Source organism: Flavobacterium anhuiense, assembly GCF_001705175.1.
GTDB classification, from domain to species: Bacteria; Bacteroidota; Bacteroidia; order Flavobacteriales; family Flavobacteriaceae; genus Flavobacterium; species Flavobacterium anhuiense.
Map to the genome: position 1 here is coordinate 4377971 of NZ_CP016907.1, position 16743 is coordinate 4394713.

Annotated in this window: 23 protein-coding genes and 5 tRNA genes; 14 read left to right on the forward strand and 14 right to left on the reverse strand. The window is 33.1% G+C overall.

Annotated features, from left to right (window positions below):
* Positions 1-236 precede the first annotated feature (236 nt).
* From BB050_RS18405 to BB050_RS18440, 8 genes are all read left to right on the forward strand, one after another.
* A tRNA-Val gene (locus tag BB050_RS18405) sits at positions 237-311 on the forward strand.
* A gap of 59 nt (positions 312-370) precedes the next feature.
* On the forward strand, positions 371-622 hold the full coding sequence (locus BB050_RS18410; RefSeq protein WP_066034618.1) for a GIY-YIG nuclease family protein: 252 nt from the start codon (positions 371-373) through the stop codon (positions 620-622).
* Positions 617-690, forward strand: a tRNA-Lys gene (locus BB050_RS18415). Before BB050_RS18410 ends, BB050_RS18415 begins: the two co-directional genes overlap by 6 nt.
* 59 nt (positions 691-749) lie before the next feature.
* Complete coding sequence (locus BB050_RS18420; RefSeq protein WP_066034618.1) at positions 750-1001, forward strand: GIY-YIG nuclease family protein; 252 nt, start codon at positions 750-752, stop codon at positions 999-1001.
* Positions 996-1069: transfer RNA gene (locus BB050_RS18425), tRNA-Lys, on the forward strand. Before BB050_RS18420 ends, BB050_RS18425 begins: the two co-directional genes overlap by 6 nt.
* Before the next feature lie 59 nt (positions 1070-1128).
* Positions 1129-1380 (forward strand): GIY-YIG nuclease family protein, encoded by a 252-nt coding sequence (locus BB050_RS18430; RefSeq protein ID WP_066034619.1) that lies wholly within the window; start codon positions 1129-1131, stop codon positions 1378-1380.
* Positions 1381-1756: 376 nt separating this feature from the next.
* Positions 1757-1831: transfer RNA gene (locus tag BB050_RS18435), tRNA-Val, on the forward strand.
* 69 nt (positions 1832-1900) lie between these two features.
* Positions 1901-1981 (forward strand) — tRNA-Tyr (locus BB050_RS18440).
* A gap of 137 nt (positions 1982-2118) precedes the next feature.
* On the opposite strand, the gene BB050_RS18445 is transcribed toward BB050_RS18440, so the two are convergent.
* Positions 2119-2625, reverse strand: a complete 507-nt coding sequence (locus BB050_RS18445; RefSeq protein ID WP_066034620.1) for an endonuclease V — start codon at positions 2623-2625, stop codon at positions 2119-2121.
* 188 nt (positions 2626-2813) lie between these two features.
* Between BB050_RS18445 and BB050_RS18450 the strand changes: the two genes are divergently transcribed.
* The 5 genes from BB050_RS18450 (at position 2814) to map (ending at position 6660) form a co-directional block, all read left to right on the forward strand.
* The gene (locus BB050_RS18450; RefSeq protein ID WP_066034621.1) at positions 2814-3656 is read left to right on the forward strand and encodes a chromate resistance protein ChrB domain-containing protein; all 843 of its coding nucleotides are present in this window, start codon (positions 2814-2816) and stop codon (positions 3654-3656) included.
* Between the two features lie 166 nt (positions 3657-3822).
* Positions 3823-4218: a VOC family protein gene (locus tag BB050_RS18455; RefSeq protein WP_066034622.1), complete on the forward strand. Its 396-nt coding sequence runs from the start codon at positions 3823-3825 to the stop codon at positions 4216-4218.
* A gap of 143 nt (positions 4219-4361) precedes the next feature.
* Complete coding sequence (locus BB050_RS18460; protein WP_008464164.1) at positions 4362-4931, forward strand: Crp/Fnr family transcriptional regulator; 570 nt, start codon at positions 4362-4364, stop codon at positions 4929-4931.
* 79 nt (positions 4932-5010) lie between these two features.
* Positions 5011-5748 carry an SDR family NAD(P)-dependent oxidoreductase gene (locus BB050_RS18465; protein ID WP_066034623.1) on the forward strand — a complete coding sequence of 246 codons (738 nt, stop codon included), beginning with the start codon at positions 5011-5013 and terminating at the stop codon, positions 5746-5748.
* Positions 5749-5895: 147 nt separating this feature from the next.
* A complete protein-coding gene (gene map, locus BB050_RS18470; RefSeq protein ID WP_066034624.1) occupies positions 5896-6660 on the forward strand; it encodes a type I methionyl aminopeptidase in 765 nt (254 codons plus the stop codon).
* A gap of 49 nt (positions 6661-6709) precedes the next feature.
* On the opposite strand, the gene BB050_RS18475 is transcribed toward map, so the two are convergent.
* Positions 6710-7129, reverse strand: a complete 420-nt coding sequence (locus tag BB050_RS18475) for a serine O-acetyltransferase (RefSeq protein WP_236940362.1) — start codon at positions 7127-7129, stop codon at positions 6710-6712.
* A 163-nt stretch (positions 7130-7292) separates the two neighbouring features.
* Positions 7293-7691, reverse strand: a complete 399-nt coding sequence (locus BB050_RS18480) for a VOC family protein (protein WP_066034626.1) — start codon at positions 7689-7691, stop codon at positions 7293-7295.
* 119 nt (positions 7692-7810) lie between these two features.
* On the opposite strand from BB050_RS18480, the gene BB050_RS18485 reads away from it, so the two are divergent.
* Positions 7811-8161, forward strand: a complete 351-nt coding sequence (locus BB050_RS18485) for a DUF2200 domain-containing protein (protein WP_066034627.1) — start codon at positions 7811-7813, stop codon at positions 8159-8161.
* Between the two features lie 35 nt (positions 8162-8196).
* Here the strand turns inward: BB050_RS18485 and BB050_RS18490 are convergent, their stop codons facing one another.
* The 11 genes from BB050_RS18490 to BB050_RS18540 all read right to left on the reverse strand — a co-directional run bounded on the left by BB050_RS18490 (position 8197) and on the right by BB050_RS18540 (position 16742).
* Positions 8197-8754: a DUF4256 domain-containing protein gene (locus tag BB050_RS18490; RefSeq protein ID WP_066034628.1), complete on the reverse strand. Its 558-nt coding sequence runs from the start codon at positions 8752-8754 to the stop codon at positions 8197-8199.
* Between the two features lie 12 nt (positions 8755-8766).
* Positions 8767-9144 carry a DoxX family protein gene (locus BB050_RS18495; protein ID WP_066034629.1) on the reverse strand — a complete coding sequence of 126 codons (378 nt, stop codon included), beginning with the start codon at positions 9142-9144 and terminating at the stop codon, positions 8767-8769.
* 5 nt (positions 9145-9149) lie between these two features.
* Positions 9150-9617 (reverse strand): SRPBCC domain-containing protein, encoded by a 468-nt coding sequence (locus BB050_RS18500; protein ID WP_066034630.1) that lies wholly within the window; start codon positions 9615-9617, stop codon positions 9150-9152.
* Between the two features lie 3 nt (positions 9618-9620).
* Positions 9621-9938 carry an ArsR/SmtB family transcription factor gene (locus BB050_RS18505; RefSeq protein WP_008464153.1) on the reverse strand — a complete coding sequence of 106 codons (318 nt, stop codon included), beginning with the start codon at positions 9936-9938 and terminating at the stop codon, positions 9621-9623.
* Between the two features lie 322 nt (positions 9939-10260).
* Positions 10261-11313, reverse strand: coding sequence for a linear amide C-N hydrolase (locus BB050_RS18510; RefSeq protein WP_066034631.1), 1053 nt, complete (start codon positions 11311-11313; stop codon positions 10261-10263).
* 146 nt (positions 11314-11459) lie between these two features.
* Positions 11460-13046, reverse strand: a complete 1587-nt coding sequence (gene abc-f / locus BB050_RS18515; RefSeq protein WP_066034632.1) for a ribosomal protection-like ABC-F family protein — start codon at positions 13044-13046, stop codon at positions 11460-11462.
* Between the two features lie 205 nt (positions 13047-13251).
* Positions 13252-13623 (reverse strand): hypothetical protein, encoded by a 372-nt coding sequence (locus BB050_RS18520; RefSeq protein WP_236940363.1) that lies wholly within the window; start codon positions 13621-13623, stop codon positions 13252-13254.
* A gap of 216 nt (positions 13624-13839) precedes the next feature.
* The gene (locus BB050_RS18525) at positions 13840-14772 is read right to left on the reverse strand and encodes a transglutaminase-like domain-containing protein (protein WP_066034633.1); all 933 of its coding nucleotides are present in this window, start codon (positions 14770-14772) and stop codon (positions 13840-13842) included.
* Between the two features lie 19 nt (positions 14773-14791).
* The gene (locus BB050_RS18530; RefSeq protein WP_066034634.1) at positions 14792-15643 is read right to left on the reverse strand and encodes a substrate-binding domain-containing protein; all 852 of its coding nucleotides are present in this window, start codon (positions 15641-15643) and stop codon (positions 14792-14794) included.
* A gap of 230 nt (positions 15644-15873) precedes the next feature.
* Positions 15874-16350 (reverse strand): DUF4265 domain-containing protein, encoded by a 477-nt coding sequence (locus tag BB050_RS18535; RefSeq protein WP_008464147.1) that lies wholly within the window; start codon positions 16348-16350, stop codon positions 15874-15876.
* Entirely contained in the window at positions 16350-16742 is a 393-nt protein-coding gene (locus tag BB050_RS18540; protein ID WP_066034635.1) for a VOC family protein, read from the reverse strand. Before BB050_RS18540 ends, BB050_RS18535 begins: the two co-directional genes overlap by 1 nt.
* Between the last annotated feature and the right edge of the window lies 1 nt (position 16743).

Sequence of the window (16743 nt, forward strand, 5' to 3'; positions counted from 1 at the left end):
GCAATCACAAACGATAGCAACCTAGTAGAATAGAGCGATTAGCTCAGCTGGTTCAGAGCATTCCGGTTTTAATCGGAAGCGGTCGAAGGTTCTAACTTCCCGATTGCACTTACAGAAGTTTGATAAACAATGAAGTAAAAAATATTTTGCTTTTTTTTCTAAAAAAGGCTTGTAAAAACAAAATCTAGCTTTATATTTGCACTCGCAAACAGAAACGATAGCAACCTAGTAAAATAGGGCGATTAGCTCAGCTGGTTCAGAGCACCTCGTTTACACCGAGGGGGTCGGGGGTTCGAACCCCTCATCGCCCACAAAATTCCAAAAACTCCAAAGTCATTTGATTTTGGAGTTTTTTGGTTTATATCTTTTTATGGATTTTACTGTTTATATATTATTTAGCGAAAGCAAGAATAGATACTATATTGGATTCACTTCCAATTTAGAAGAAAGACTGATCCGTCATAATCAGAAGAGTAAAGGTTTTACAGGAAATGCAAATGATTGGAAAGTTGTTTATACAGAAAATTATGAAACGAAGGAAGACGCTCATAAAAGAGAACTTCAAATTAAATCTTGGAAAAGCAGAATTAAAATCGAAGCATTAATTAAACAAAAGGATTAACTCAGCTGGTTCAGAGCATTCCGATTTTTAATCGGAAGTGGTCGGGGGTTCGAACCCCTCATCGCCCACAAAATTCCAAAAACTCCAAAGTCATTTGATTTTGGAGTTTTTTGGTTTATATCTTTTTATGGATTTTACTGTTTATATATTATTTAGCGAAAGCAAGAATAGATACTATATTGGATTCACTTCCAATTTAGAAGAAAGACTGATCCGTCATAATCAGAAGAGTAAAGGTTTTACAGGAAACGCAAATGATTGGAAAGTTGTTTATACAGAAAATTATGAAACGAAGGAAGACGCTCATAAAAGAGAGCTTCAAATTAAATCTTGGAAAAGCAGAATTAAAATAGAAGCATTAATTAAACAAAAGGATTAGCTCAGCTGGTTCAGAGCATTCCGATTTTTAATCGGAAGCGGTCGGGGGTTCGAACCCCTCATCGCCCACAAAATTCCAAAAACTCCAAAGTCATTTGATTTTGGAGTTTTTTGGTTTATATGTTTTTATGGATTTTACTGTTTATATATTATTTAGCGAAAGCAAGAATAGATACTATATTGGATTCACTTCCAATTTGGAAGAAAGACTGATTCGTCATAATCAGAAGAGTAAAGGTTTTACAGGAAATACAAATGATTGGAAAGTTGTTTATACTGAAAATTATAAAACGAAAGAAGATGCTCATAAAAGAGAGCTTCAAATTAAATCTTGGAAAAGCAGAATTAAAATCGAAGCATTAATTAAACAAAAGGATTAACTCAGCTGGTTCAGAGCATTCCGATTTTTAATTGGAAGCGGTCGGGGTATATTGCATTTGTAGAAGTTTGATAAACAATGTTGTAAAAAATATTTCACTTTTTTTTCAGAAAAACGCTTGCAAATATAAAATCTAGCAGCTTTTATATAAATCAATCATAAATAATAGCAACCTAATAAAATAGTCGACTGGCGCAGCTGGTTCAGAGCATTCCGATTTTTAATCGGAAGCGGTCGGGGTATATTGTATTTGTAGAAGTTTGATAAACAATGTTGTAAAAAATATTTCACTTTTTTTCAGAAAAAGGCTTGCAAATATAAAATCTAGCTGTATATTTGCATTCGCAATCACAAAATGATAGCAACCTAGTAAAATAGGGCGATTAGCTCAGCTGGTTCAGAGCACCTCGTTTACACCGAGGGGGTCGGGGGTTCGAACCCCTCATCGCCCACAAAAGACTCCTTAAGTAATTAAGGATTTTTTTTTGAATTTCTTGAATGTAATAATTTACAATCATTTTGGGGAGATACTCAAGCGGCCAACGAGGGCAGACTGTAAATCTGCTGTGAAAACTTCGCAGGTTCGAATCCTGCTCTCCCCACGAAAAAAAAAAGCCTATAAATCGAAAGATTCATAGGCTTTTTGTTTGTAAGAATGTTTTTTAGTCTTTTGTTACAACTTAAGTCGAATGGCACAAAAATACCAAAAACTCCAAGAGCAGATAGCCTCTCGGAGTTTTTATAAATTTTCCTTTGTCAATCTATCCAATTCTTTCAACAAAGTCGGCATTCTAAATTCTCCATGCATACCTTCGACTTTTTTATAAGCTTCATCCAAATCAATTCCGATAGAAGTAATGTATAACGGTTTCTTGCTATCCCCTCTAAAAAGAGCTTTTTTATTCTTTTCAATGGAAGCAAAATTGGTTTTGGCGACGCCGATAATCGGAATTTCTTTATTTAGTTTTTCATATAAGTAACCGCCCAAACCATATTTTAGTTCATCATTCAAGTAAACAAAACCGTCAACAACGATTGCTTCAACTTTAGACAAATCTATTTGGTTTAATAAACTCAAAATGCATGGCAATTCTCTTTTGTAAAATTCTCCAGGAATATATTCCGCTACATTGTCGATTGTTTCAAAATGAATTTTGAAATTTTTGTCCTCATTCCATTCTGAAAATTCAAGACAAACTGTTTTTGCTTTTTGGTCAAAGTAATACGTGTCAAAAGCTAGAATCATATATTATTTTTTCTAAAGTATTAGAGTCTAAAAATATAAAAACGATTGTGAAAGACGGCTTATTTACGGAAACAATTTCTTCTTTTTAACAAGATTATTAAACTTTAAAATTCAAGCTTTTGAAAAACTCATAAATAAATGTAGTTTAGCTAAAATTTTAAGAATGTTTCTTTAAACAATATTTCAAAATGAAATGGATCACTAGAGAAAGACCTAAAATAGATCGAATCGCCTGTCCGTGGCTGATTCGAAGATTTGTTGATTCTGAATCTGAATTTATTTATGTTCCATTTGCTGACGTTTTAAGAAAGGCAGAAGAGCTTAATGCTATGCCATTTGATATTCCGAATGTTGAGTTTACGCATTATAATGAAGAATGCACTTTTGATTATATTGTAAAGAAATACGGAATTAAAGATCCAGCGATTAAAATTATTGCAGGAATTGTACGCGGAGCTGACACTGACAGGCATGAAATTGCTAAAGAGTCAGCTGGGTTGTGGGCTATTTCGGCTGGATTAGCTCATAATATCAAAGACGACTACGAACTATTAGAAAGCGGAATGGTTTTATATGATGCTTTATACAGCTGGGCCACGCATTTGTACCAGCAAAATCATTTGCAGAACAGTCCGTTCGAAAAACTGTTGCATGAGGTTTATGATAAGTTTCTTAAAGACAAAAAATCGGCCGGAAAAACGCCTTCGTGGGTAAAAGATTTAAAAAATATTATTCAAGATCAAATTGATGCTCAATTTACTTTTGATTTAAAGAAAATTTCGAGCGAATTAGATTTAAATCCATCGTATTTATCTCGAGAATTTTCGAAACATTTCGAAGATTTGAATTTTGGCGAATATGTTAGAAAACTTCGTATTGAAAAAGCGATTCATCTGATTGAGAATTCTTCTCATAACTTGACAGAAATTGCATATATGACAGGTTTTTCAGATCAAAGCCATTTTACTAGAATTTTCAAACTTCATACAGGAAAAAATCCTTCGGCTTATAGAAAAAAGTCTAGAAAATAAATCCTGTTCAAATAATTAAAAACTCTAGCAGAAGTCACTATTTTATCGCGTCTCTATCTGTTTATTTTGACAAGATCATCAAACTTTTTAATCATTTTAAATTAAAACTCTCTAGAAATTTAATTGATTATCATTACCTTGGTTACAATCAATTAAACTAAAGTTTATGAAAACTAAAATGATATGGGCCAATTTGGTTTCAAACGATTTACAGCAGACAATTCAGTTTTATACCGATTTAGGATTCAAACAAAACGGACAAAATACAGAAGAAATTGTAAGTTTTTCGATTGCGGAGAATAATTTTATTATCAACTTTTTTACCACCGATAGATTCAAAACCGCTTTAAAAGGCAACTTGGCAAATTCTAGAAATGAGAATGAAATCATCTTCTCGCTTTCTGCAGAGAGCAGAGAAGAAGTAGATCTTTGGTATGAAAAAGTCAAAAAAGCTGGTGCAACCATTTTTTCTGAACCCGAAAATTACCAATTAGGCTACACTTTTGGTTTTGCTGATCCAGATGGACATAAGTTTAATTTTCTTTATTGGCCGGGAATGTAAAACAAAAAGGCCTCAAGCCTTTTCCCAATCTTGAAGTTTATATGGAACTTAAAATCCTAAATGTTATAAGAATATTGAGAAAGTTTAGTTCTTTTTTGCCATATGGCAAATTTTCAATAAAAACTTATGTCTAACTTTCGTGCATGAAAGAATTAGTAAATTATATATTGCAGTTTGGCAATTTAAATCAGCATCAGATTGATTTAATTTTAACTAAAGCCAAGGAAAAAGAAATCAAAAAGGAAGACTATTTTTCTGAAGCCGGAAAAATCGCTTCTGAAGTTGGTTTTATCATAGATGGAATAATGCGTGTCTGTTACTACAACAACAAAGGCGAAGAAATTACCAAATACTTTATAGACGAAAATAATCTTGTAGTAGATTTGGAAAGTTTTGATAATAATATTTGTTCGTCTGCTTATGTGCAAGCAGTTACAGATTGCAAAATAATTGTATTCTCAAAGAAAGATTGGCAAGAATTATTAAATACCATTATTGGCTGGGACACGATTGTACATAAAATTATTTCAAAAGCATTAATGCAGAAAGTCGCTAGAAGAAGTCCGCTTGTTTCAGAAGACGCAACAACTCGTTATCTATCTTTCATGGAAATGTTTCCAAACGTAATTAATCGAATACCGCTTTCGTATTTGGCTTCATATCTCGGAATCACACAATCTTCTTTGAGCAGAATTAGAAAAAATATCCGCTAAAATCGCTTTTTGCCATATGACAAATGTTTTTGTTTTTCATTGACGGAACTTTGCTTCAGATAATTTAAAAAGACAAAAAATGAAAACAGTATTAATTACAGGAGCAAATAGAAGTATTGGTTTAGAAACAGCGAAACAGCTTTCAGAAAAAGGATTATTTGTTTATCTAGGAACAAGAGATCTTGCAAAAGGAGAAGAAGTTGTAAAAGAATTAAATGCGAAAGGATTTCAGAACATACAAGCTATTCAAATTGATGTTACAGATGCAGAAAGCGTTTTGGCTGCAAAAAACATCATTGAAAAAGAAAAAGGCAAATTGGATATTTTAATAAATAATGCTGGAATTTTAGGAGATATTCCGCAAAATCCTTCTACAACTTCTATAGAAGATATTCAACAAGTTTTTAATACCAATTTCTTTGGAGCAATAACAGTTACGCAGACTTTTATTGAACTATTGAAAAAATCAGACAGTCCAAGAATCAGTAACATTACATCTGGGCTTGGTTCTCTTACTTTACACAGTGATCCAACTTGGAAATATTATGCCATAAAAGCAATTTCGTATGTATCGTCTAAAACAGCTTTAAACGCATTTACAGTTACTTTAGCGCACGAATTGAAGGATCTTGCATTCAAAGTTAATTCAATTGACCCAGGTTACACGGCAACAGATTTTAATCATCATAGCGGTCCAGGAAGTGTTGAAAGCGCAGCAAGTTTCATTATAAAACATACTTTAGTTGATGAAAATGGACCAACTGGAAAATTCTTCAGCAACGATATTGAAGACGAAAGCGAAGAAAGTCCGTGGTAAAAAACTTTTAATACCGAATAAAAACTCCAAAGTCAAAAGATTTTGGAGTTTTTATTTTGGATTATGATTGTTTTTAAAACTTAAATTACGGTTAATAAAAAGTAAAAGCGGTAAATTAGCAGTCTGAAAATTTCTAAAACGAAAGTTATGTCTATTACTACAGAAGCAGAATTAGCCGGAATGAAAAAAGCCAGTGAGGCCGTTGCATTTACTTTAAAAGAAATGAGAAAATTTGCCAAAGCAGGTATGTCAACCAAAGAATTAGACGAATATGGCGGGCAGATATTGAAAAGTTTCGGAGCTAAATCTGCGCCTTATGAAACTTATGGTTTTCCGGGCTGGACTTGTATTAGCGTTGATAATGAATTCTGCCACGGTATTCCTTCTGAGAAAAGAATTCTTCAAGAAGGAGATTTGATCAATATCGATGTTTCTGCCGAATTAAACGGTTTCTGGTCTGATAATGGAGGCTCTTTTGTGATTGGAGAAGATATAAACGAACATCAAAAATTGATTGAAGCTTCTAAACAAATTTTGCATAAAGCAATTCACAACATAAAAGGCGGCGTCCGAATTTCTGACATCGGATTTTTAATTGAAACAGAAGCAAAGAAAAAAGGCTATAAAGTCATTAAAAACCTAACGGGACATGGAGTAGGGAGAAGCCTTCATGAAGCGCCTCATGAAATTGCCAACTACAGAGACCGTTTTAATGTGACGAGATTTAAAAAGAACTCGGTCGTAGCAATTGAAACTTTTATTTCAACGATTTCTACTTATGCAGAAACAATGAAAGATGGCTGGACAATGGTTGGAAATAAAGGCGGCTTTATGGCTCAGCACGAACATACAATTGTCGTGACAGAAGGCAAGCCGATAATTTTAACCGAAATGAATGAAATTTGGAATTAATGATTCCCAATACGCAAAAACTCCATTAGAAATAATGGAGTTTTGTTTTTTAGGAGGTTTTATTTTGCGCATTAAATGCTGCAACTAATTTTTTATTTGCTTCAATGATTTTCTGAGGATTAATCATATTTGAGTTAAATATGAAATCATAATTTTCATCTTTTGGCTTAAACTGATTCACACCAAAAGCCACACTATTTGCAGGTATATTTTTGGTTATAATAGCTCCCGCGCCAATAACCGAATTTTCCCCAATAACTATTGGCCCTAAAATTTTGGCGCCATCAGCAATAATCACATTTTTAGCAATAATAGGATTTCCGACATTCTCCCATTCGTCATTGATTTTATTGTACTTCAAATTGGCTCCAATTGAAACGTTTTGAAAAATAACCACATTCTCACAGATTTTAGACGCCACAATTGTACATCCGCGTCCGTGATGTGCAAACAAAACAGATTTAGCCATCTCTGCACAATTTATTTCGCAACAATATAATTTCTCCAATAAATTGCCCGCAATGAGTTTTAAAAAACTATTTTTTGAATGACAATTGATTCTAACTAATGTACTAAACATATTGTTTTTGAACGTTTAGCAATAACTCATAATTCATAACTTACAACTCAATTTAAGGTTCCCAAAGTTCAATTTTATTACCCTCCGTGTCCATAATGTGCACAAACTTGCCATATTCATAGGTTTCGATATCGTCGAGAACCGTAACTCCGTTTGCTTTCAGTTTTTCTACAAGGCCTTCAATATTCTGAACACGGTAGTTTATCATAAATTCTTTTTTAGATGGAGAAAAATATTCATCTCCTTTCTTAAAAGGGCACCATTGCGTAGATTCTATCTTTTCTGGATTTTCCAGATTTCTAGATTCAAAACTTGAAGAACCCCATTCATTGATTTCTAATCCTAAATTTTTAGCATACCATTCTTTAGTTTCTTTCGGATTATCCATAAAAAAGAAAACGCCGCCAAGTCCTGTCACTTTTGGCGTTGTGTCATTTGAATTGTTTTCCATAGGAGAGTTTTTTGAGGTTATTTTTCGAAAATCTAAGATATTAAATATTGCTTGTATTTTATTCTATTTGCTTTTGAATTATATTTACATAAACGTATTTAGACCTAAATCTAACTAAAATGAAAACGGAAAGAATCTACAAAATCTTATTTTCTAGCGTATATCCTTTATACATTCAAAAAGTCGAAAAAAAGGGAAGAACTAAAGAAGAATTAGATACGGTAATAAAATGGCTTACAGGATATAGCGACGAACAAATTAAAGAACAGATTGAAAATAAAGTGGACTTTCAAACATTCTTTGCTGAAGCTCCAGAAATCAATCCGAATGCTTCTAAAATTACGGGGGTGATCTGTGGTTATCGTGTAGAAGAGATTGAAGATCCATTGATTCAAAAAATGCGATATCTAGACAAACTAATTGATGAAATCGCCAAAGGAAGAAAAATGGAAAAGATTTTAAGAGAATAAAAAGTCCTTCAAAAATATTTGAAGGACTTTTAGTTTTAAACTCTTAATAAACCGCGAAAACCTCTCGCAGCATAATATGATTCTGCACCGTTATGATAAACAAAGACGGTATTATATCTAAAATCTGAAAAAATAGCACCGCCCAGTTTTCTAATTTCTGGCGGAGTTAAAATCCAGCTTGAAGTTTTGGCATCAAATTTTCCTAATTTTTGCAGCTCTTTATATTGCTCTTCGTTTAAGATTTCAATTCCCATTTGTTCCGCCATGTTTATAGCGCTGTCAGCTGGTTTATGCTCTTTTCTTTTTTCCAGAGCTTCATGATCATAACAAACACTTCTACGCCCTTTCGGACTTTCAGCAGAACAATCCACAAAAAGATATTCATCCGTTTTAGCATCATATCCAATTACGTCCGGCTCGCCTTCAGTTCTTTCCATTTCGTCAAGAGACCATAGTTTTAATGGATTAGCTTTTAGTTTAGCTTCAATTTTTGCCCAATCTAGATTTTCGTGACGGTTTTTATTCTTTTCAAAACGCTTTTCGAGTATGCTCAATAATTCGTCTTGTTCGTTTATGGTAAGTTGCTTTTTCATTTTATTAAGTTTTTAATTAGAACTGCATCTTCTTGTTTCTGGTCTGAAATACCAGGAAACAACTGTTAGAACAATTAGCAATATTGGTCCAAAAAGTGCTGACGCGTCATCTTTTATAGCCAAATGCGAAAACACAGCTCCAGACATTGCAAAAAAGAAACCTGCATAAGCCCATTCTTTCAGTAAACCAAATTTCGGAATCAGAATTGCGATTACTCCCAAAAGCTTCCAAACGCCCAAAAGAGCTAAAAAATAAAGCGGATATCCTAAATGCTGTATCATTTCTGCTTCTTCTTTGATAGGAATAAGCTGTACAATTCCTGTTGATGTCATTCCTAAAGCCAACCATAAAGTGGCAACCCAATAGATAATTTTATTTCTTTTGCTCATAATTTTTATTTTAGTTTAGTTACAATTTCTTCCAATCGGTTGTGTGCCATATTTAATCCTTGTGCAAATGGCAATTTTAACTGCGTTGTTCTATGTTCGATAGATTTGTAAATGATCTGCATAGTCAATTTGCTGGTATCATCTGTTAGATTTTCAAACTCTAAAAATTCCAATTGAGGCGCAAAATTGGCGTTATCCATTTCAAAAGTGCGCACTATTTTTTCATTCGGAACAAAATCATGAAAAACACCATTTGCTTTAAAAACTACATTCCCATTAGGATCGCTGGTTTCATATTCCCATCCACCATATTTTTTACTTTCCAGTTTCAAGACTTTTGTGCCCATCCATTGTGCTACAATTTCAGACTCGGTATGAGCTTTAAATAATAATTCAACTGGCAGATTAAATTCTCTAGTAATCACAAGATCTAGTCTGTCATCTTCGGCATGAATTTCTGTTTTCTTTTCCATGGTTTATTTTTTATAGTTTTTCATAATTGATTCTAACTTATTAAAACGATCGTCCCACATTTTTCTGAATGGTTCGATGAACTTGTCAATTTCTTTCATTTTTTCTGGGTTTAAATGATAATAAATTTCTCGTCCGTTTTGCGTTTGGTGCAATAGTTCACATTCGTTCAAAATCTGAATATGCTTTGAAATAGTCTGTCTTGACGAATTAAAATTCTCGGCAATTGCCCCAGGCGTCATAGCTTGAATGGCAACTAAACTTAAAATAGCTCTTCGGGTAGGATCGGCTATGGCTTGAAAAACATCTCTTCTAATTTCCATTATGCAGTTATTTGACTGCAAATATAATGAAGTCATTTGACTGCGCAATATTTTTTTTCATTTTTTTTCAAAAAGAAACCTTCAAACTTTTCAATTTGAAGGTTTTAAATATATTTTTTATCTAATTAACTCTTTAGGTGAAATGAAACAAAATTTAATTTAAACACATAGAAACATAGATCTTATATAGCCTCTGCTTAAGATCACAGAAAAAGCAAGCTTTAACACATAGTTCTATGTGTGATATTTTAAGTGAAACACCTTTTTTAACCCTTAAAAGCTATGTTTCTATGTGTTAAAAAGTCTCATCTAACCGGTTTAATCAATCTAATCCAGCAAACTGAAATGGCTTTGTTTCCTTAAAATTCAGAAGTGAATCGCCAGAATAATTCTCATTATTGGCCAAACTTAATTTTTTAATTTTTCCTTTTTCACTAAAATCAATCTTACTGAATTCAACCCAAATCACATTCGGATTCAAAACATTATCAAAATAATAAACCAGATTTTTTTGATCGGCCACCGTTCTCCAGCGGGTAGAGGAGATGTTAGGTTCTGTTTCTGAGGAAATTCCTAAAGGAACAGAACAATTTCTAATCACGCCAAAAACACTTGACAAGGCTGTTCTGATATTATCTGTCTTCGGAATTGCATCAATATAATAAGAAGCTCTTACAAAGCGATCTGCAGCACGATTAGTGCCTGGTAGCATAATTGTACCCGGAATCCCTTTCCAATACGCATTGATAGCCAATTGCTGCTCAAAAATAGGAGAATTGGTCATTGCCACATATTTTCTATCATGGTGAATAACCAACTTGCCGTTTATATATTCAAAAATAGCATTATCTCCAGTAGAATCAGAAATAGAAAGATGCACTGTAGCATAAATATTCGTTCCTGGAATATGTGAAGAGGTAATTACAAAATCATTCCTTCCAAGAGCCGCAACTGTTTCTGCAACAGTAGAAAAATTATCTAAAACATATTGAAGCCATAAAGAAACAGCCAGACCTTTTACTTTTCCATTTTTTTCAAACGGAGGATATTGCGATTCTACCAACCACAAAAGATTGCCTACAAGTCCTTTTTCGTTCATACCATCAGAAGAAGCAATGTCCCAAGAACTGGTAATAACGCTTCCGTATTTAGATTTCCATTTAATCGAACTGGTTCCAACTTCACCAGATCTTTCAATTCCACGGGGAAAAATCCATAAATTGGCGGGAATTTCACCTTTCCAATCCATCGATCGTGCAGTAATAATTGTTCCGTTTAAACCTTCGTAAACTATCCTTGTACATGGAAGTACAGTTTCAGTCATTAATAAAGTAAAAGCAAGTAGGGCGGGAAAAATTCTGTTTTTGGGTTTCATAAAATTTTAGATTTTAATTAAACGTTTAACTTGAATTTATCAGTTTTTACTGCAATTTACGGAATTTTTATTTTAATTATTTGAAAATGAAATTAATAGTAAAAGAAAAGCGCCAAGATAATTCTCAACGCTGATAGTTATTTATTTTAAAGCGAAATACTTTTCTCTATATTGATTTGCTCCAAAAAAGATTGATCATGCGAAATCACAATCAAAGTTCCTTTGTATTCATTGATTGCAGCAGTTAATATTTCAATATTTTGAATATCGAGATTATTTGTTGGCTCGTCCAGAATGATAATCTCAGGCGATTCGTTGCTAATAGTTAAACAGCACAACATTAAACGCATTCGTTCGCCTCCGCTTAGTGCATTGCAAGGTTTGTCCCAGTCATTTCTAGAAAACAGAAAGCGATTCAGTCTCATTTTTATTTCATGCTCCTCTAAACCGCAGTCATTAAAAACCTGAGCCTGTTCATAAATTGTAAGATTCTGAATCAATAATGAATAATCCTGATCTATATAAATTGCTTTTTTGGTTAATGAAGTTGCTTGTCCTTGCGTTGGATTTAATTCTCCTAGAATAATTTTGATCAAGGTTGTTTTTCCAGAACCATTCAAGCCTTTTATAGCAAGTCGTTCTCCAGAAAGAATTTCAAAATCGAGATTTTCTTTCCAAAGAAGTTTATCTCCATAAGTATAATTAATATCTGAAGCCTCAAAAAGAGTTTTTCCTTTAAGAAAAGAATTGTTTTCAAATCCAAATTTCATCTGATCTATAGTCGGAAGAGACGATCGTAACTGTCTTAAATCCTCAGAAATACCGCTAATTTTTTCAGCGTGAACGTCTTTGAGTTTAGAACTGCTGTTTTCCGCTTTATTTCGAAGCGTATTCATCATAATTCTGGCAACACCAGACTTTTCCTGTTTCTTTTTGCCTCTAGAATCCAATTTATTTTGGCGTTCAATAGTTTCTCTTTCTTTTTCTTTGGCTTTTTTCAATGCCTTTTCTTTGCTCTGAACATCTTGTTCTAAAGCATTGTTTTCAATTTTCTTCTGTTCACTATAAAAATCATAATTGCCGCCATAGACCGAAATTTCATTTTTTGTCATTTCTAAAGTCTTATTCAAAAGATTGAGCAGTTTTCTGTCGTGACTAACCACTAAAAGTGTACTAGAAGTAGATTTTATAAAATCATATAATAATGTTCTGCCAGCAAAATCTAAATGATTGCTAGGCTCGTCCAATAAAACTAAATCAGGTTCATGAATCATAATTCCGGCCAAGAAAACTTTTGTTTTCTGGCCTCCGCTTAAAGTTCCCATTTTTTGGTCCAAATCCAAATCATGAAGTTGCCAATAGGACAAAGCTTCATTACACCGTTCCTCGATTGTCCAATCGTCATTTAGAAGCTGAAGATTTTCTTCGGTTACAGTGCCTTCAAGTATTTCTTTAAATGAAGTTATTTTTTCCTTTATCTGCAAGGCTTCTGAAATAGTCAAGTCATTAAACTGTCCGAATAATTGCGGAACAAAATAAGGCTTCGAATTATGAATGATCTGCCCTGAAAAAGGCTGTAATTCACCTGCAATAATTTTTAATAAAGTAGATTTTCCAACACCATTATTTCCGACCAAAGCGGTTTTATCGTGATGATTTAGTGTAAAACTAATATTTTGAAACAGCATGTCTTTATTCTCATGCTGATATGAGATATTTTGAAGAATAAGCATAATTCCTTTCTTTTATAGATAAATAATCTAGCAGCCACAAAAGAGTGGTTGCCTACTACATTTTCCTGAAAGAAATTATTTTTCACATAGAGCCTGCTTATTTTAAAGAGATGCAAAGATATTTATTTTAGTCTTAAAAATCAAAAAACCATTCACTACAATTGTAAAGAATGGTTTTTTGAGTAGAATTACTAGTAATTCTTGTTTAAATTTTATCAAATGTTAGTTTGGCTTCTTTGGTGTCTAAAATTAACTTATCGTCTGTGATAGTGCTTTCACATACATAAGGTGTTCCAACTTCGTCTTTAATAACTAGTTTTTTGCCTTTTTGAGTTAAAGCATAAGTTCCGTCTGTGATTTCACGAAGCAGATATCCTGTTACATGCCCGTCTTCTGTAAAAGTAAGCATACCATTGGTTAAAATCGCATTTTTTGTAGAATCAGAAACAGCTTCTTTTGGTTCTACGGCAGTAACTTTCCATGAATTCACAAGCTTGTCTCTTTTACGATGGCATGAAACAATTAATACTACGATAGCAATGGCAATTACGAGGGTAAATAATTTAGAGTTTTTCATGATTTTGTGATTAAAAGTTAAACAGGAAAAAGTTACAAAAAAAAACAACATTAAAATATTCGAAATCAAATATTTATAAAGATTTTTTTTACTTCTTAAATTGAATTGCTTTTAATACTAAAGGCCTCTATTTTCGGTACTTTTACTGATAACCAGCTGTTTATAAATCAGCACTGGTAAAAGTCAAAATTAGTCTGATTGGCTTTCTAAGGCTAACTAATTTAAGGTTAAAGCCCCTAAAATTTCTTCATACATGAACGGTCCGCCTGGGTAAGTCGCGGTATAATCCAAATTCATCCAGACTTGCCCGCGTTCGTCTATATGATAATGCAGTTTTTTGCCGTAGCTTTCTTTTACAAAAAGCACGTTTTTAATCAAGTAATTGACTTTTTCTAAATCAATCATTGAACCAATTAATATTTCAGGATAAATATGTCCTTTCGTATGGATAAGACGCGGAGTTCCGCCAATGGAACGCACGGCTGCTGCCATCAAAATAGAGTGATCATCGCAATCGCCAGAGAAATATTCTAAAGATTCGCTGGCGGTTGCAATATAATCACCGTCTTTTGGATCGTTTACATAGTTCCACCTGCTGTTTATTTCTTTAAAAACAGCAAAACATTGAATTATAGTTCGATAATCTGAATACCCTCTAATGCCTTTAAAATGCTTTGAAGTTGCCATAATAGCAAAATTTCGCACTTTCGGATTCTGATATTCTATAGCATTGATAATCTTTGTTTTATTTGGAAAAGGAAGCAGTTTTGCCACAATAATATCCTGCGGATAGGGATTATCGGACATGGTGTAAATCATAGAATTATAATCTTCTGAGATTTCGTTAAAACCATAATTTCCAATCACAGATCCATAAAACAGAATCAATAAATAAACTGCAACGCACAGAATAATAATTGTTCTGAGATACATCAGAAGAAAAAATACAGCTGCAAAAACAAAAATAAAGATGAATATACGATCTAGATTGAATGCCCATTCCAAATCGATCAAATTTTGATGCAGTATGATGAAAATCGGAATCGTAATTAAAAGACTTAGAATCGAAATAATAATCCTGTCCCACGGTGATTTCACCTGTAGTTTAGATTTTAATCTCGGTAAGTCAATTTTAGGGAATTTCATCATACGAATCAAAAAGCAGTATTTACAATGCTTTTACTGTTTCTACAAAAATACTTTTTTTATCAATAATTCCCAGATCAAATAATTGATTTTGAATTTTATTAAAAGATTTTTCTGTCAAATTTTTCTGCGACCATTGGGTCAATTTCAGCCATTCCTTAATATCTTCTTCTTTTTGATTAAACAGTTTAGACAATTTCTTGTCTATCTCTGGAATCTCTTTAAAATCAACTGTTGTTTTGTTGATTATTTTAAGAATTGTTTCGACCGTTTTGGCATTCTTTTTTAAGAATTCGTCTCGTACCACAATAATAAATGATGGCCAAGGAGTAGGGCAGTCTTCAATACGTCTAAAAACACCTTTATCTACAAGCGGTTTCGTCATAAAACGTTCCCACATAAAATAATCAGCTTTTTTATTGGTCAGAGCATCTACAGCACCATCAATTGTATTAACAATCTCGAATTCAAGATCATCCATTTCCCAGCCTTGTTCATTTGCATTTACATAAGCCATTAATTGTGATCCCGAACCGACTCTGGAAATCGCAACTTTTTTATTCTTAAGATCTTTCAGCGTTTGAAAGTCTGATTTTGCATCGACGTGAATTCCCCAAATTAATGGAGATTGCACATAAACCTGAACAATCTTACTCGGATTACCAGCAGCAATATCTTTAAGAATTCCTTCGGTTAGAATAACAGCCAAATCTGTTTCTCCGTCACGAAGCATTTGACACATCTTCCCGGTTCCTTCGGGAACATTTGTCCATTGTAAATCGATGTTCTCTTCTTCAAATTCGCCATTTTCAATGCATAGGTGCCACGGCAAATTGAAGTGTTCCGGAACACCCGCAATTTTGACAGTTTTCATTTATTTTAAGTTTAAGTTAAGTTGCTTGGTATGCGTATGCGTAATCTTATGGTTAAATTTGGTTAGTTTATTTGTTATTCTTTTTTTACACATAGAAACATAATCTTTTAAGACGCTAAAAAAGGCGCTTCACTAATTTCGGTAAATAGCTATGTGTTAAAGCTTGCTTTTTCTAAAATCTTAAACATCTTCAATAAAAATCTATGTTTCTATGTGTTCAAATTTTAAGTTTAGTTTTTCAATAAATCTGCCCTATGTTTTTCTGAAAGGCAAGGCTCTGCAAATTCTATAATGTCTTGAGATTCGTATTCATTTAAAAGGCTTCTCACCAAAGAATAATCAACATCTTTGGCTATTTCTACGGCAAAAAAGGTTTCATTTAGCCCTTCAGATAAACAATTGATTGCTTTCAATTTTTCTCTGATAATTTCTTTGTCAAAACCTTTTTCTAGAATAGCAACCTGAACAATCGAATTTCCAGAATTCTGAATCGTTTTTCTATGCATAAAACGTTCTTCTGTTTCATCATATTCTGCATAAAAAATGTCATCTGTAGCAATCAAAGGCCCGAAAAAAGGGATATTATCCAGCCTGAAAAGACCTTTCTCCAGATCGATAATTTCTGCCCACATGGTTTCAGACACTACTTCATCCAGATAATCGCTATAGTATTTAAATAATATTTTTTTATGAGTTTCCTGTTCCATTATTCAATTTCGCTTATTACAGCTTTTAAGGGAGATATTACGATTCTATAGCCATCTGGATCCTGAATCATTTTTCCGTTTTCATTCCAGAAAGGATTCAGCGATGGTATAACTGCAATATTTTGCTGTGTTAATTTATTCACTAATTTATCGTAATCTGCAATAGTTTTTGGGTATAAGACCATAACATCGTCTTCATCAAAAGTATGTTTGGCTTCAACATCAGATTGGGTAAACTCAAAATGCCAGTCTAAACCTGGTTTTCCAATAAAAACGCCATCATAATTATTGTGATGTTCAAATCCGCCTAAACGTTCAAATCCGAGTACATCAACATAAAAATTTTCAATTTTTGCTAAATCATTCGTATGTCTGGCTACTCTCAAAAACATA